Origin of the sequence: Paenibacillus sp. UNC451MF, from assembly GCF_000686845.1 — a bacterium.
Taxonomy (GTDB): domain Bacteria; phylum Bacillota; class Bacilli; order Paenibacillales; family NBRC-103111; genus Paenibacillus_S.
In genome coordinates this window covers 51,424-68,085 of the sequence record NZ_JMLS01000017.1, presented here as the reverse complement: position 1 = coordinate 68,085, position 16,662 = coordinate 51,424, and the positions used below count along the sequence as shown (strand labels likewise).

The 16,662-nt window shown below is 46.2% G+C and carries 15 protein-coding genes; 1 reads left to right on the top strand and 14 read right to left on the bottom strand.

Translation table 11 applies throughout. The features are described from left to right. Positions 1–407 precede the first annotated feature (407 nt). The 8 genes from BP97_RS0117425 to kdgD form a co-directional block, all read right to left on the bottom strand. Positions 408–953 (bottom strand): glutathione peroxidase, encoded by a 546-nt coding sequence (locus BP97_RS0117425; RefSeq protein WP_028550238.1) that lies wholly within the window; start codon positions 951–953, stop codon positions 408–410. Between the two features lie 274 nt (positions 954–1,227). Continuing rightward, a complete protein-coding gene (gene atzF, locus BP97_RS0117420) occupies positions 1,228–3,042 on the bottom strand; it encodes an allophanate hydrolase (protein WP_028550237.1) in 1,815 nt (604 codons plus the stop codon). After that, positions 3,042–4,685 carry a PucR family transcriptional regulator gene (locus BP97_RS0117415; protein WP_028550236.1) on the bottom strand — a complete coding sequence of 548 codons (1,644 nt, stop codon included), beginning with the start codon at positions 4,683–4,685 and terminating at the stop codon, positions 3,042–3,044. The genes atzF and BP97_RS0117415 overlap by 1 nt, the downstream gene beginning before the upstream one ends. A 70-nt stretch (positions 4,686–4,755) precedes the next feature. Then, a complete protein-coding gene (locus BP97_RS0117410) occupies positions 4,756–6,042 on the bottom strand; it encodes a purine-cytosine permease family protein (RefSeq protein ID WP_197035484.1) in 1,287 nt (428 codons plus the stop codon). A 38-nt stretch (positions 6,043–6,080) separates the two neighbouring features. Next, positions 6,081–6,776, bottom strand: a complete 696-nt coding sequence (gene biuH, locus BP97_RS0117405; RefSeq protein WP_028550234.1) for a biuret amidohydrolase — start codon at positions 6,774–6,776, stop codon at positions 6,081–6,083. Between the two features lie 429 nt (positions 6,777–7,205). Further along, positions 7,206–8,561 (bottom strand): glucarate dehydratase, encoded by a 1,356-nt coding sequence (gene gudD / locus BP97_RS0117400; RefSeq protein ID WP_028550233.1) that lies wholly within the window; start codon positions 8,559–8,561, stop codon positions 7,206–7,208. Positions 8,562–8,577: 16 nt separating this feature from the next. Next, positions 8,578–10,044 (bottom strand): alpha-ketoglutaric semialdehyde dehydrogenase GucD, encoded by a 1,467-nt coding sequence (gene gucD, locus BP97_RS0117395; protein ID WP_028550232.1) that lies wholly within the window; start codon positions 10,042–10,044, stop codon positions 8,578–8,580. After that, positions 10,041–10,997, bottom strand: coding sequence for a 5-dehydro-4-deoxyglucarate dehydratase (gene kdgD, locus BP97_RS0117390; protein ID WP_028550231.1), 957 nt, complete (start codon positions 10,995–10,997; stop codon positions 10,041–10,043). The genes gucD and kdgD overlap by 4 nt, the downstream gene beginning before the upstream one ends. Before the next feature lie 237 nt (positions 10,998–11,234). Here kdgD and BP97_RS0117385 point away from each other — a divergent pair, with 237 nt between their 5' ends. Next, the gene (locus BP97_RS0117385) at positions 11,235–12,185 is read left to right on the top strand and encodes an AraC family transcriptional regulator (RefSeq protein ID WP_028550230.1); all 951 of its coding nucleotides are present in this window, start codon (positions 11,235–11,237) and stop codon (positions 12,183–12,185) included. A 103-nt stretch (positions 12,186–12,288) separates the two neighbouring features. Here the strand turns inward: BP97_RS0117385 and csaA are convergent, their stop codons facing one another. From csaA to BP97_RS0117355, 6 genes are all read right to left on the bottom strand, one after another. Beyond that, entirely contained in the window at positions 12,289–12,618 is a 330-nt protein-coding gene (csaA, locus tag BP97_RS0117380; RefSeq protein WP_028550229.1) for a chaperone CsaA, read from the bottom strand. A gap of 98 nt (positions 12,619–12,716) precedes the next feature. After that, positions 12,717–13,175, bottom strand: a complete 459-nt coding sequence (locus BP97_RS0117375) for an EVE domain-containing protein (RefSeq protein ID WP_028550228.1) — start codon at positions 13,173–13,175, stop codon at positions 12,717–12,719. A gap of 195 nt (positions 13,176–13,370) precedes the next feature. Further along, a complete protein-coding gene (locus BP97_RS0117370) occupies positions 13,371–14,819 on the bottom strand; it encodes a tetratricopeptide repeat protein (protein ID WP_028550227.1) in 1,449 nt (482 codons plus the stop codon). Positions 14,820–15,031: 212 nt separating this feature from the next. Continuing rightward, positions 15,032–15,157: a hypothetical protein gene (locus tag BP97_RS41430; RefSeq protein ID WP_269321917.1), complete on the bottom strand. Its 126-nt coding sequence runs from the start codon at positions 15,155–15,157 to the stop codon at positions 15,032–15,034. An 11-nt stretch (positions 15,158–15,168) separates the two neighbouring features. Beyond that, positions 15,169–15,975: a hypothetical protein gene (locus BP97_RS0117360; RefSeq protein WP_028550226.1), complete on the bottom strand. Its 807-nt coding sequence runs from the start codon at positions 15,973–15,975 to the stop codon at positions 15,169–15,171. 348 nt (positions 15,976–16,323) lie between these two features. Beyond that, positions 16,324–16,629: a hypothetical protein gene (locus BP97_RS0117355; RefSeq protein ID WP_028550225.1), complete on the bottom strand. Its 306-nt coding sequence runs from the start codon at positions 16,627–16,629 to the stop codon at positions 16,324–16,326. Between the last annotated feature and the right edge of the window lie 33 nt (positions 16,630–16,662).

The following is a 16,662-nucleotide window of genomic DNA, read 5'->3' as shown; positions in this document are numbered from 1 at the left end:
CGCCTTGTCTCAATGTAACGATCATTTGTATATTCTTTTATGACTTTTCTCCAAAAGAATTGCGCTGGAATATTCCAATCAAATTGACTGACTCTCATTTTCTCAAACTGTGATTGAGATTACATATGAACGCCCCCTTCTCGTTAATGTTGGCTCCGTTTAGTTCTGATAAATCATAAGCACCAAATTCAATGAGACTCTTTAAAATATCTAACCCCTCTTCGGTAATGCTCTCCAAAACGACTGTCACTTGATTATCACTCCTAACATTAATCAATTGAAGGCACCACTAAGATGGAAGCAGTAATCGTTTTTTTGATTAAGAATAAGTTGAACGGTTTCTCCGTTGTACCAGTACAGTTCGATTGCCGGTGCGACACATTACACTCACAAAAACAGTAGTGATTCTAAAGCAGAGATTTTAAATCAGATTCTAAGTCAGATATTTCCTTCGTAGTTTCGTATCTACCATGTACATGGCCATTCCGATCGATTAAAAACTTAGTGAAATTCCACTTGATTCCGTCACCCGCATATAGGTCAGGGTACTTTTCAAGAAGAAAATCTCGCATCCACTGACCAGCTGATATCTGAGTATCGTAACCTTGGAAAGGTGCTTGCTGCGTTAGATACTGAAATAAAGGATGTGCAGACGGCCCTCTAACCTCCATCTTCTCAAATAACGGAAAAGTCACTCTAAAGTTACTCTCACAATATTTCTGTATCTCAAAGTTACTGCCTGGCTCTTTATTGTTGTATTGGTTGCAAGGAAAACCGAGGATTTCCAAACCCTTCTCCTGGTAAGCTTCGTAAAGATTTTGAAGTCCGGCGAATTGTCGAGAATAGCTGCAGCGACTGGCTGTATTAACAATAAGCAGAACCTTTCCAACGTATTTCGATAATTCAACGACATTACCTTCAATTGAATTCACTTGAAAATCATATATGGACATCCGACCACTCCCCCTCAAACGATTTAAAATATAAACACATAATAGGGGCAGATGCTTTATTTGTCTAATATATAATGTGAATGATTTTTATAGGCATAACCAATAATACCCTCCTCCTACTCTGCCATTAATCACAGCGAAGCTGTCATTCCAGGCCTTCTATGATGTTTGATCAATGAAAGCAATAGTGTCAATATTAAAGTATTCAAAAAAATCGACCTCTATCAGGTCGATTTCTCACAAAGGTATTTCTCGATAAATTCTAACTTTCTCTTCAAACAAGTACTGCCATGGCTTGACGCCAGCCGCCATGAGCTGTTATGTCCTTTGCACCGGCAGCGGCATAAGCCTCACAGACAAAGCCAGGCACTTCCGATCCATCCTGGAGTTCTACCTTCCCGATTCCCAAGGGGGCCGGGATGGACGCTGCGAATGTACCGAATGCCTCCAGAGGCATTTCCCACAACTCCAGCTGAATCGATGCTCCGACATCGGCTCCCTTAATGAGTCCGGGCTTTGCGGGTACCGTCGGCAGTTGAATCATCTGATAACAAGCTGCCGTTTGAGCTTCCTTAATAAATCGGGCTCCGCATGCTTGCATTTGTGGCTCTAGCGCCAGACCACGCATATGTAATCCACAAACTGCAATCAGAGTAGTACTCAATTCAGGCTTTAGAGTTCTCGAAGCATTCTCATAATCTTGCTTCACTATCACTGCTGTTTCTTGCACCTTATCCAATTGCTGTACGAATTCTTCTGCTGCTCCGCTAAGCCAGCCCTCGTGCTCCGACGGAGCAAAAAGCGTAATCCCGAACGGCGTATCGGCAGCGGCATCCCCGGCAGGGATGGCAATGGCACTCAAATCAAGGAGATTGCAATGGTTCGTATATTGCCCCATCAAGCGGTTAGTCCTGAAAGGCTCCTCCGCCACCTGCTCCCTCGTCCAAGTACCTCCGCATGTCGGCAGCACAAGGACTGCATCTTTCAACAGCTGTTTGGCCTGCATCTTATATACTTGCAGTTTGTGAATCGCACGAAAAACCGAAGCTGCACTATATGCAGAGTCATCACCAGACCGCAATATTTGTTCGGTAACCAACAAACCAGATCCAGGATTTGAATCAATAAAGCTTCCCATGGTTGCCCAGCGTTCCGCTATCCATGGGCCATCATAAAGAAGAGCAGCCGCCTGCTCGAATACGGATATATCCACGTATTCAATCTCAACTGATAGTGTTTTCCATCTAGCAATAACAGCTTGCCAAGCCTGTTCATAGGCTGAGGCATATGGGCCATAGAACTGAAGCGACTGCTTAGGCAGGGCTATTTTGACAGGCATAGGATGCTGTGTTGTTAATGGGATGTCTCGTGACCAAGGATCGGATGTGTCCTTGCCGCGAACAATACTATCGACTGTAAGTGCCTCCTCGATGCTGTGGGAGAAGACGGTGATGCAATCCAAGCTTGCACATGCGGGTACGAGCCCACTGGATGGCCAAGTTCCTAGGCTTGGCTTGTATCCCACTAACCGATTCAGCGCTGCTGGTACCCGACCCGAACCTGCCGTATCTGTTCCGAGCGAGAAGGCTGCGTGACCACGGGCCACGGCAACAGCTGAACCTGAGCTGGAGCCTCCGCTGATCAACTCAGGACGCAGGGCGTTGTGAGTCTCGCCATACGGACTTCTCGTTCCGATGAGCCCCGTCGCGAACTGATCCAAATTCGTCTTGCCGAGCGGGATTGCTCCCGCGTCAATAAGCCGCTCTACGATAGTAGCGTGGCGTTCTGGCGTATACGCGTAAGCATCGCAACCAGCGGTGGTGGGAACACCAGCCATATCAATATTATCCTTTATCGCAAAAGGAATCCCCCACAATGGATATTCCTCCGGATTCATCTGCATTAATCTTTCCACATACGATTGAATGATTTCCAATCTGGGCGGAGTAATCCATATGTTCATTTCTGCGTCCTCATGTACCCGGGTGATGATCTCTTGGATGACTTGGGCAGGAGTTAGAACGCCACCAGCATATAAAGCTTTTAACGATTCTATAGTTAATATTTCCGGACAAGATGCGTTTGTCATCATTGGATGCCCTCCTTTTTGATATCCATGTAATGCAGCTTAACAGCCAGTTCCAGTTGTAGACGCTTTTCCGCATCATCCAGCTGCAGCTCCAATATTTCGGAGACACGTTCAAGCCGATGTACGACTGTATTGTAATGTGTGAATAACGCCCCGGCTGTTTTTCTTATATTTAGATTGTTGGCAAAATACGTTTTAAGTGTCTGAAGCAGCAGCGTATCATGCTTCACTTCATATTCCAGGAGCGGAAGCGTATACCTGTCCCTGAACGTGCGAGCTTCGGAATGATCCGCTAGCAAATAAAGCAGCTGGTAAGCTCCCAGTTGATCAAGTGTGACATACAAGTCATCCACACCTGTCACTTGACTGATCCGGTGAACCTGCTTCGCCTGCATATAACTTTCTAGTACTGCTAGTGGCATAGCTGCCTGCTTACCAATACACAACGAGCAGCAGGCGCCTGTGATCTGTTGAGGAGCGGACTCCCTCAAAGCAATCGCAATTTCTTCAAGTACTCCCGCAGAAGGCTGCGACTCTGAATGGCTCAAGATCCATACCAGCTCTTCTTCCAAAATAACAACATGGATTCCATGTTCACTCCACGCCTTCGAGCGAAGCTGTCTAATCATTTGCTGAAGGCCCTTATAATCCGGTTTATTCTGCAGCCATCTCACGATGACTACGGTATATTGGAAGCCTTCAGCAAGAAGTACCCCACTCGCTTCCGCCCGGCTATGCACATCCGTTTCGGTTCCCAACCTTCCTGACAACCAGTCGTATAAAAATTGGTCTTTATATTTGAATTCAACCTCGTTTCGAGTTTGCCTATTAATCATTTCCATCCGAATAAATACACTCATTCGCTCCAGCGTCAACAAATCCAGGTTGCTTAAGGAATGATTCCATTCTGCCACTATCAGTGACGACGATATCTCTTTATTTTCGCGGTTATTAAATAGTGTCAGATGCAGATTTAAGGGACGACCGTTAATCTCTACCCGATTCATCCCTTCCCGTAAACCTGATTGGATTTCCTTCCAGGGTATCTCAGTCTCCTCATCATATGAGAGCGGTAGTGACTTACCGTATAGCTTTATCAGGTCACCTTCTACCAAAATTAAGGGATTGCCTAAGACCTCTGCCAAATCAGCCATCACTGATTCCAATGAGATACCTGTTAGCATCTGCTTGGTCAAATGTCCAATGCGATTCTGCAATTGAGTGAGTTCCTTCGCCTCGTTCATAAGAACGTATTCCATGATCTCTCGCTGAACATCGGAGAACACAGTCTGCGGCGGAAGCTCGAATATCGGCAAGTTATACATATCCGCCAGATCCAAAGCTTCTTGAGGGATCTCATTCATATAGCGCTTGGTTTTAATACCAAGAGCAGCTAATCCTTTTTGCGCCAACAGCGGAATCATTTCAACCAAGGCTTGCGGATTATTCCGAAAAGGATAGCCCGTTGTCATTAAGAATTCTCCCGGTCGTACCCATTCCACAACATCAGGCACTTCCATAACGTTGACTCGGGCAATCTGGTGAGTCAAGCCCTCACTCCCAGCACGGAGAAGTACACCTTCTAATTGGGGAAGCTTCAAAATATCAGCGCAAGTGAACAAGGGTCCATATTCATTCAGCATTCCCTTTTCCTCTCCCCTCTTGTACCGTACTGTTTGGGCTATACCGTTGTTATTTTGTTAAATCGTTCACTTAGAGTTTACTGGAGATGACCGTACCAGAATTTGTCCCAGCCTTCCTCAATAACTTCACCGAGAGCAAACTATATACAAGTCCTCCGGACACTAAGGACACAACTGCAGTAGATAGATAAGGAGCCAAATAATCGCTGATAAGACCGATGAGAGCCCCTGCCAGCCATGCAATAAATGCAGCTGGTCGGAACGAAGCGGAAATATCTTCATCCTTGCGGACGATCCATTGATCCATAATGATAACCGCGCCAATAGGCGGAACAATGATGCCAAGTAAGTTGAGCCAATCCGCAAAATGATTCCATGCACCAGATACCGCGAATATCGTACCAATTACTCCGAGAACTATCGCGGTTATTCTCATTTTTCCTCCTATGAGGCTGGACCAGCCAACGGCTGCGTTATATAGACAATGAGAGCAGACGCTTCCCAAATTTAGGAATAATAGGACTACTGAGATGAAGGCTACCGCCCCACCCTTGCCGGCAATGTATTGGAACAAATCCGCATTTTGGCTTGCAGCCGCTGCGATTAACCCTCCAAACACCATAGCGATCATACATGCAATAGGAAAAGCAGTGAAAGTCGCAAGCAGAGACTCTTTTCTGTTCTTCGACCATCGATTAAAGTCACCCGTCATCGTACCTGAATCAGCGAATAACGCAACAACCATGGTTACAGCAACCCCAAAGCTAAGGGAATGGTTACCTGCATACTGTGTGATAGTTGACCAGCCGCCTCCTTGGGACACTGAATCACCAACCGCCCAGCAGCCTAGAATGAAAAAGAACGGTGCGGAGATTGCTCCGATGTAAGTTAAAGCTTTTACTCCGATCAAAGTGACCAGTATATATAAAATGCCTGCTACAAGTGTAATGAGCAGCTCGTTAGAACCGAATGCCTCGCGCATACTGCTGCCCGTTAATCCCGTCTGAACTGCGAACCAACCTATAACGAGAGTGGACAATAACCCGGAGACAATTCGCGCTCCTTTTCTACCAAAAGTGATTGCAGACTGTAGTGCAAAATTATATCCCTTTGTTGTAGATAGCATGCCGAGAATACCGACGTAACCAAATAAAATCAGGTTGCCGAGTAAGATACCCAGCATTCCTTTCCAAAATCCAAGCCCTGTCACGATTGCGGCGCCAGTAACTGCACCTGTCATGATCATCGGAAACCCTATCCATACCAGAGAAACAGAGAGCAAGCTTTTTCTCGCTGCTGCCGGTACCGCTGACCGCTCATATTCTTCTTCCAGCAATTGATTGTCTTTTGTGCCCATTGTTATCCCTCGTTTCATTTGAGTTATGTGAACTGTCGTTATTTAGAAGCTTGCAGTTCGCGAAGCGCTGCTAGCACATGCGCTGAATTCGATACTCCGCCGAAGACGCCTCCTTGCATCGTAACCATATGTAATGCAGCAGTATGGTTATCGGGATCGGTTGCACCAGTACAATCTTCAAGAATGAGGCACTCATAACCGCGATCATTCGCTTCTCGCATTGTGGTATGTACACACACATCTGTAGTAATACCACTCAGAATTATATTTTGAATGCCTTTCGTGCCAAGAATAAGATCCAGATCTGTAGCATAAAAGCTGCCTTTACCCGGCTTATCAATAATGATCTCACCCGGTAAGGGTTCCAACTCCTCGATAATTTGCCACCCTGGCTCATTTCGGACCAAAATCCTACCTGCTGGACCCTCGGATCCGATCTCAGCGCCTATTTGCTTGCTTCGCCATCTTTTGTTAGCAGGAAGATCGGACAAATCTTCCCGATGCCCTTCTCTTGTATGAATAACAGTAAAACCATCAATTTCTCTTACAACCTCCAGTAGCCGCTGAATAGGCTCGATCGCTCGCCGGGTAAGAGATAAATCGTAACCCATTCTGTCTACGTATCCGCCTTTACCACAAAAATCCGTCTGCATATCAATAATAATGAGTGCAGTGTTATCCGCTCGTAACTCGCCGTTATAAGGATACATGTAAGGCTTCGCTTGAATAAACATCTGTGACCATCTCCCCAACCATTCCTATAATATTCCGAACATATTATAACAATTAATGTTATGTTATGCGCTTTATGTGTAATATTATATAACATGTATATTGGTTTGTCATTGTTAGTTTTTCATAATAATTAATGATTTAATATGTTAATTGTTCACATCATACTCTTTAAGTTACCATATTATTCCTTTACAAGAAATTTTAAAGTCATATAATCTAACATACTGATGATTGTGAATGTTTTTTAAGGAGGATGCTTTTGCGGAAATTATCGAGGACTACCCGATTTTTGGAAAGATTGGCAGCAGCTCTTTAGAGGAGAGATAATAAAAAAATGACCTTCTTAAGATCTTAAGAAGGTCATTTTTACTATGGATAAGCATCCAGCTATAGGCTGTACCGGAATCCGGTTGAGATGTCTGAACGGATCATCGCACCAAGCATGGGCGTTTCGGATCGAACGTCCAGCCAGGGATTAAATATTGCATCGCCTTGGCATCGTCGCGCGCTCCAAGACTCATTTGCCCATACAGCTTATGAGCCTGTTCGATTTGCTCCATATCAGGCTCTATGCCAAGCCCTGGCTTATCCGGTACCTGGACCAAACCGCCTACGATTCGCAGCGGCTCTTTGGTCAAATGCTGACCATCCTGCCATATCCAATGCGTATCAATCGCAGTGATCTCTCCCGGTGCTGCCGCGGCCACATGAGTGAACATCGCCAGGGAGATATCGAAATGATTGTTCGAATGCGAGCCCCAGGTAAGACCCCAATCGCTGCACATTTGCGCAACGCGGACCGATCCTTGCATGGTCCAGAAGTGCGGATCGGCGAGCGGGATATCGACGGAGCGAAGCTGCACAGCATGCCCCATCTCCCTCCAATCACAAGCGATCATGTTCGTTGCTGTCGGGAGTCCTGTTGCGCGCCGGAACTCAGCGAGCACCTCGCGTCCGCTATAGCCCTTCTCTGCGCCGCAAGGGTCCTCGGCATAGGCGAGAATATCCCTCTTGCCACGGCATAACCGGATCGCTTCATCCAGTGACCACGCTCCGTTCGGATCAAGAGTAATCCGTGCTTGCGGGAACCGCCGGGCCAGAAGCTCCACAGCCTCCATCTCTTCTTCTCCAGGCAGCACCCCGCCCTTCAGCTTGAAGTCGTTGAAGCCGTAGCGGGCATGGGCGGCTTCGGCAAGCCGGACCACCTGATCTCCCGTAAGCGCTTCCTCGTGGCGTAAACGGAACCAATCGTCCTTGGCATCAGGCTCACTCGAATAAGGGAGATCCGTCTTAAGAGGATTCCCGACGTAGAACAAATAGCCAAGCATCTCTACCGCTTCCCGTTGCTGCCCGTCCCCGAGCAATGCGGCAACCGGGACATTAAGGAATTGTCCGAGCAAATCAAGCAGTGCTGCCTCCAGAGCGGTTACGGCATGAATGGCTACGCGCAGATCAAAAGTCTGCAGCCCTCTCCCGCCGGCATCCCGATCAGCAAACTGCTTCTTAACCTCTCTTAACAGATTGTTGTAGCCACCAATGGAATGTCCAATCACGAGCGCCTTGGCCTCCTCCAACGTCTGGCGAATGCGCTCGCCTCCCGGCACCTCTCCAACACCAGTATGACCTGCGTTATCTTTGAGAATGACCACATTACGGGTAAAGAACGGGCTGTGAGCCCCGCTCAGATTGAGCAGCATACTGTCCCGTCCTGCTACCGGAATAACTAGCATATCCGTAATGACTGGTGAAGAATATGAATTTGAGTTAGATGCTTCAAGTCTCATAACCTTAGCCTCCTCGTCACGATTTGACGAACACGGTTTTGACTGCTGTAAAAAACTCGATTGCCGCGCGCCCCTGCTCACGGGAATGGGAGCTCGAATGCTTCATGCCTCCGAACGGAGCTTGCAGCTCGACCCCCGCGCTTTCCGCATTGATGCGCACAAGCCCTGCGTCTATCTCTTGAATGAAGCCGAGCATCGCTCCAATATTGGAAGTAAAGATGGAGGCGCTTAGTCCGAATTCCACATCATTAGCCAACTGAACTGCCTGCTCCATGGATTCAACCTTCATCAAAACCAGCACTGGGCCGAAGATTTCCTCCCGGGCAATGGTCATATCGGAAGTGACATTCTCGAAAATCGTCGGCTCTATGAAGTAGCCTTCAGCATAGCCTCTTCCTTGAGGATGCCCTCCTCCGCACAGAAGACGGGCCCCCTCTTCAATTCCCTTACGAATATAAGCAAGCACTGTATCGTGCTGCCGTTCGCTGGCGCAAGGCCCCATCCATACGTCATCCATCATGCCGTCACCGATCTTGATCTGCCCGATCCGATCCAATAAGAGCTGTTTAAACGGTTCATACACGTCCTGATGAACTATGACACGACTCGTTGCCGTGCATTTCTGTCCTGTCGAGCGAAGTCCCCCGCTGATTGTTGCTTCTACAGCCAAGTTCAGATCGGCATCTGCTGCTACAATGACAGGGTTTTTGCCACCCATCTCCAGCTGATATTTGGCCCCACGCGCAAGTGCAGCTTGGCCGATCGTTTTCCCGACGGCATTGGAGCCGGTGAACGACAGCCCGTGAATACCGGGATGCTCCGCAATTCCACGGCCTATGACACTGCCCGATCCAGTAACCATATTGATTACACCCGGAGGAAATCCTGCTTCTTCAAAGCATTTAATCAGCTTAGCGCAGGTCACACCCGTCTCTGAAGCTGGTTTGATGACCACCGTGTTGCCGTATACAAGTGCTGGAGCCATTTTCCATAACGGAATCGCCACAGGGAAATTCCACGGCGTAATGATACCTACGACACCAAGTGGTACCCTGGTCGTGAACATCAGCGCTTCACTGTCCGTGGAGGGGATAACGTCTCCTACGGGACGCATCCCTTCACCGGCATAATAGCGTAGGATTGCTATACCACGAGCCGTCTCCCCCTTCGCTTCAGCGAACGTTTTGCCCATCTCTTTCGTCATCGCTGTTGCAACCTCATCCAGCCTTCTCTCCAGGATAGCTGCAGCTTTGAATAGGTAGTCACCTCTTACACTACCTGCTAGCCGCTTCCATGCCTTCTGAGCATCGGCAGCCGCCTGAACAGCCTCATCCAAATCCGGCAGAGCCGAATTTTGAACAAAACCTACCACTTCCCGGCCGTTTGCCGGATTGATGCTGGCCTCTACCTCCCCGGTATGTGAACGCATCCATTTTCCCCGAACATAATTCAGATACGTCGGACTATCACCATTCGCCATCATGCTCCGGTATTCGCCTCCTTAGGTGTAGCGCCTGTCCTAGGAAACCGGTCAAACGCATCTTTAATAATGAGCTCAAGCTTTTGAAAATGCTCCGACTCCACAGGAATGATCGGCGGTCTTACATCGGTTCCTACCGGGTGGCCAACGATTTGCATGCCTGCCTTGATCAAAGCTACGGCATAACCTTTTCTTTGGCGGCGGATCGCGTTGATCGGCAGTATAACATGTTTGTACAGTTCACTAAGCAGCACTTGATTCCCACTTAACAGAGCTTCATAAAACAGTCGCGATATATGAGGAATATAGTTGGATATGGCCGATGAATAGCCACTAAATCCCAAATTCACATAAGCCGGCATCGTCACTTCGGCCATTGGCATTCCGTTAAGCCATGTCAGCCGGTTCCCTATGGTTTGTGTCAGTTCAATATTTAGATCCATATTCCCAAGGCCATCCTTTAATCCTACAAGCTGTGGGAGATCCAGAAGTCGCTGCATTGTATTCAAAGTAAGAACACAGTTATCCCGTTGATACACGACGGCATTCATATCGGTGCTACCGATAATAGCATTCAAGTAGCGGTATAGTCCTTCCTGCTCTGCTTCAATCAAATATGGAGGGAGGATCAAGTAACCGTCTGCCCCTAATCCCTCAGACAGCTTGGCAAGCTCAAGGGCATGGGTAATATTTCCCCCTACTCCGGTATAAACGGGAACTTTCCCTTGTGCCACCAATACTGCCGTTTCAACCATTTGCCGGTAATCCTGATGAGAAAGCGCATGAAACTCACCCGAGCCGCAAGCGACGAATATAGCTGACAGCCCCTCTTGTAGAAGAAACTTCACATTGTGTTCAAAAGCATTCACATCCAACCGACCGCTCTGGTCCATCGGTGCTACCGGAAACCCTAAAATGCCAGTAGGCGCTGTTCTTGCGCCGGGTATCTTAGTCATTTGTTTTGCCCGCCCTTCATTTCAAGTGAAATATCGATCTGTACTTTCTTCTTCAGTATAGAAGTTTCATCCTGGGCTGTCTTTTCAAATTCACGCCTTATTTTTGCACTTTTTCATGTTATAATGAAGCGTTAAGAGAAACGTCGATCATTGAGTTTTTCTAAAGTCGGTTCCCATACTCAGTACTCACCTTGAAATCATATAGTTCCCGCTTATGGGATCAGAAGGAGGACTTACATGGTCCCAAGCATAGCAGCATGCCAAAAAAGCAGTTTGTACCTAAATGAGCATGTAACGAGCCTTCAAGGCCCTCCAGCCTCCTTCTTCATTCATTACTGGGGAGGAAAACCAAGACATCGCGGTAATACACCCCATGCTCATTCATTTTTCGAAATATGCTACGTGGCCGACGGAGTAGGGACTTATATTCATAACGGCATTACATATCCCCTGCGCCAAGGCACTCTTTATTGCTCCAAGCCTAATAGTTCACACCATATTGAAAGCGATTCCGGCATGCTTCTGCTATTCGTTGCCTTTGACATAATACAAGAAGCTTCTGATCCCGAAGTCGTGGAAATGTTCGACAGACTGAACCGATTTCATCATTTATTCATTGCGGATACGGAACAATCCGCAGCTGTGCTCACATGGAAGGCGCTAATTGATTATTGTTCAGGAGAGAAGATCGATTACCCTAAGGTTGCCGAGAAGCTGGCTCATTCGCTGCTGCTAACCTCCCTTTCGATGTTTTCAAGGTACGGGGGTTCTGTTACGGCAGAGAATGGAACTGAGTCCATTTATTCGGGGGCACTGAAAGAAGCTAAAGATTACATCATGAGCAATCTGTCTCATAAATTGACGATCAAGGAACTGGCTCAAGAAATTCATTTGTCGGAGAGACAACTTTCACGTCTTCTTTCTGAGCAGCTTGGGTTAACGTTTCCATCTTGGATACGCAACGAACGCATTAAGCGAGCTGCCTATCTTCTTGTTTATACTGATATTAACATCGAAGACATCTCGTCTGAAGTGGGTTTCGAAACGGTACACTATTTCAGCAAAGTGTTCGCTGATTTGATGAACATCACACCGGCCAAATTTCGCAAAGCCGTGCGCAGCAATGAGCTGGATTTCTCCCTTCTGCACCGGTATTTGCAGGCTGCTGTCAACCGCAGCTTGTCTTGAAGTTCTAAAATTGTATTGCATAAAAGAAAAAGGGATCTACTCCTTATAAAATAATGAGTAAACCCCTTTTTCATGGTAAATCACAAAGGATCTTCAATTGATTTTAAGCAATCGGTGTACCATTTTTAACTGATTCATTTGGTTGCAATAGGACAACATCGCCTTCCTCCGGAACGCCTCCTATTACCAACACTTCTGATTCAAAACCGGCAATTCGCCTTACCGGGAAATTTACTATTGCGACCACTTGTTGACCAACGAGCTGTTCAGGTACGTATCTTCTCGTTATTTGAGCAGAAGAACGTTTAATACCGATTTCTCCAAAATCAATTTCTAACTTGATAGCAGGTTTTCTTGCTTCTGGAAAAGGTTCCGCTTTAATCACAGTACCGATTCGAATATCTAACTTCAAAAAATCCTCCACGGTTGCCACAATAACTCACTCCACATTGTTTTAAATTAAACTATCTTGAGAGTATGTTACCACATGCCCGCTTGTAGAGTACGATTATAACTAAACTTTCCGGTTCGCTAGTTTAACGACATCGCTGCATTCTCACCCAGCATTGCCCCAGCAATCGTTAGAAAATCTTCCCGTCCAATCTCAAAATGTCCAAAACGGAAGGTGTATCCCCAATTTCGTTCTCCACGTGTGAAGCTAAGCTGATCTAATAGATCCTTAATCTTCACTTCTTGGCAAGGAATATAGTGGATATTCCTTCGAATTGGCACAAAGGATTCTGACATCTGGAATTCATAGACTTTATCATCAGCAACTTTCCCTATGGCTGTAAATGCCTGGAGCGGCTCCCCTTTCTCCATATCCGTCTTTGGAGAATAATATATCAGCCAATCATTGAGGCTCATCCGCCGTAAAGGAGCGGACTTCCCATGGCAAAGCTGGGCGAAACTGCCCTGCACTCCTCGTTTTACGTGTGAGGCGGAAACTACACCAACCCAGTAACGGGTTCGGCCCTTATTTGAATCCATTGGAATACCCCCACCTTCTTTCTTCATATTTCACAAAATATTTACTTTGACTTAGGTGCATTGCCAAGCTTCATGCAACTTAATAATCATCTACACTGAGTATACAAAAACGCTACTGACATCTGTGTGTCAGTAGCGTTATAACAATCATCAAGAATAATACGATTTCGTAAAAGATTCCCAATTAACTGCCTATTACCGCTGCTCCAGATCGCTTTTCCATTGCTCCAACTGTTCCCTTAAATTAATATCATTCGAAGCAAGTCGCAGCCAATTGCAAACCAATGGATAAGTATTGAAGCAGTAGCCTTCACTTGGAATCCGCTCCATAGCTTGGATAAATACTTCGGAAACCGATTTTTCAAGCTCAGGATTCCCTTGCGCCTGATAAGCTAATGCGGTGAACGCCGCATTTATTGGCCAATCCATTTGCCCATAGCATATGGACAGTAAAGCTTCTGAAGGCTTGGACGGGCTAAGCTGCGCCATAATGAATACTGCAGCATACTGAGTGCGCTGGATCCACAGCCAGCTCGAAATCGGTTCGGGCGGCTCCGGCGGATGAGTCAGGATAGTGAAAAAGTCCGGCAGAAGTTCAGGAGTGAGACTTTTAGCAATTTCGCCTGCTCTGAAGTACCATTCCTCAAGTTGGTACGGTGTGACTGCTAATCGGGATACGGCATCAACAACTTTGCTCGACGGTTTAGGCATGGCCGGTTGGGCACTCAACCCGTCATATTTCCATAAGATAACTCCGTTATCGGCTATCGTCTTTCTGGGATCCGGTTCGGGAACATCTTCGATAGTCAAATTCAGCTTAGGCGGATGACTGCTTTTGCCGAATTTATTCAAATATAACTCAAAAGCATGAATAGCGCTGGGTGCTTCCAAATAATTAATCGAAAGGCTGATCGTCCCTCCGCTTTCCAAATCCGGATTTTGCTCCGCTATTTGGCGTAGAACATTGATGGAAGCTTCTTCCGGCTCCGGTATATAATCAACAAAAGGGATGGCGGAGCCCGGCAGTAATGGATTCAGAAGTTGTCTTGCCCTGACATTGTTGGTGTTTGCTTTATAGTAAGTCTCGATTCTCCCCAAACGTTCTGCATCTTTTTTGAGCATGTATTCAGAATAAAGGGTAGACGCCATCGCCCATTCATGATTAGGCTGAATATCCAAAGCCTTTTTGTATGCTTTCACAGCTTTTTTGTATAAGCCATTTTCCAGATACAGATCTCCCAAGTCCAAATAGCTCGTTTCGTTCTCAGGATCAAGCTTACCTGCTTTCTTGTAATAGCCTGCGGCTTTACGTATGCTGCCTTCAGCTCTAAAGCAAAGTGCCATACCGATGGATGTATTCCAACATTTATTGAGTTTGTAAGCAGTCTTAGCGGCTGTTAGCGCTCCCTTCATATCCTCCTGTCTTCTGTACATTGAGGAAAGCAACCAGTATAACATGTATGATTTAGGATACATCACACACATTCTCCGGAGAATGGAGGATATTGCGGCCAGAACGCTTTGTCGTACGTTTCCTTCCAGCAGATCGATGGATTTCATGACTCCGCTGACAAATAAAATAATCGTATTTTCTTCGATTTCTTCCAAGCTTACGACTCGCGGCTCCCATTCGCCAACCCACACTAAATAGGGTACCTCCGGCTTTGCGTTGACAACCTGCCTCAATATACTGAAGGCATCATTAAACTTATTCACTCTGGCATAAATATAAGCCCTGACCGCCATGACGGCGAAATAATTGTTGTCTTCGACCGGAACAAAAGGCAGTAAATCTTCCCCTGTATCAATCCATTCGTCAAGGGATTCGAGCCATTCAGCGTTATTTGGATCGGCTGCTAAAGCACAGGCCAGATGGTATAAAGCATGCTTGAAATCACCATCGCCTTTGCCGCTTTATATATTTCGAAATCCTGTTCGGGCAAAGGAAAACGCTGTTCTTCTTCAGTGCTTACGTGTTCCACCACTCTCACTCCTACTTAAAATAATTTGGGGGCAGCAGCCCTTCCAATTCTTTCAGCAGCCTTTTGCTATCCGCTGTACGGAATTGCTTCAAAGCGGATATCGCTGCTAGCTTGCCATTTGGCATCCCGCTTTTGGCAACCTCAAATAGCAACCCGGCAGCCGGCGTATAATTTCTTTTTCTTAAAAGTACGACGGCTTTTTCTTGGATAAACATGTCGTCTGAAGTCAGATAACTGCAAATTTCATCTGATCTCGAATAAGGCATCATCGTCAATTTAGAAAAAATAAGTTGCTGCACCAGATCCTCATCAAGATTCTCTTGTAACAGGCATTGATCCAGTTCTTGGATGACATGAAAATCAAGCTCACTGTGCTCATGCCGATCATCAAGGTCGGATACGATAGGATAATCATGCGCGAGTTGATCCCACTCCGCTCCGGGATTATTCAAAATCGTAGCAATGAACCGCTCCATATACCGGAATCCTGGTGACAAATCCGTCTCTTCATGATTTAAATAACAAACCTTTTCTCTTAGCGGACCGGCGGTATATAAGCCTATGTAGTTGGACTGATCATCCGTGAGCAGCGGACAGATGCCTTTGTGGCATTCCAAATCCTGAAACAAGTCCCATATTTCTACGATTTCTTCTGTAGTCAGGATACGATAAACAAATTCATCTGCTTTCCAGCTCTCTTGATATTGATTCAAGCTTATTAGCACCTGGTCATTGATATCGATGCCATGCAACTTTTTTAAGCTTTCAGGGTCAAAGGGCAGCCCTCTTTCATTTTCTAAATGGTCCATGCTTTCCATAAGTTCCTCCAAACTTGCAGTAATAACGCTACAATGACGTGAAAGATTAACCTCAAAAGTTCTTTACTTTTATCGGTCAATCCCCAGTAAAATGTTAGTTATAGGAAATGATTGTAAGTTGCAAAAAAGAAAGCCCAAGATCATTTTTACAAATGGTTTTGGGCTTATTATTTACTTGCCAGACTAATCATGAGGCACGGTAACAGTAGCGGAAGCTCTGGTTGAGAAAGTGAATCTGTTGCATAAACCGAGCTGGTTACCGTGACAAGCTTATTATTATGAGGACCATAAGGTTGATTTATCCAATGTTACTCTGAGTGTTGGTGCTGCTGAATCAATTTTTAAGGTTCACGAGCTGATCATACCGGCTGCCTCTGTCTCGTCTACACTGTGGTACTCCACTAAGTGGATACCATTCGTATCAATAGGAATCGTGCCGCTGTGTTTCATCCAGCTGCCCTGGTTAACGCGATACAATATGCTATGTCCATCAGGCAAGCCCCCCAAAGCTCCAATAGTAATTCTAGCAGGATGAACAGACCAGCCATTTTGCCCATCGGGTTGTTTCGGTGATACCTCAGCAGTTAGAGCTGTACTAATAGCCCTTACATCAAAGGTTGTTGAACCAAGGTCAGAACCCTCTCCTCCAACCATAACGGTATAGGTTCCTACCAGTCTATGTTGTAG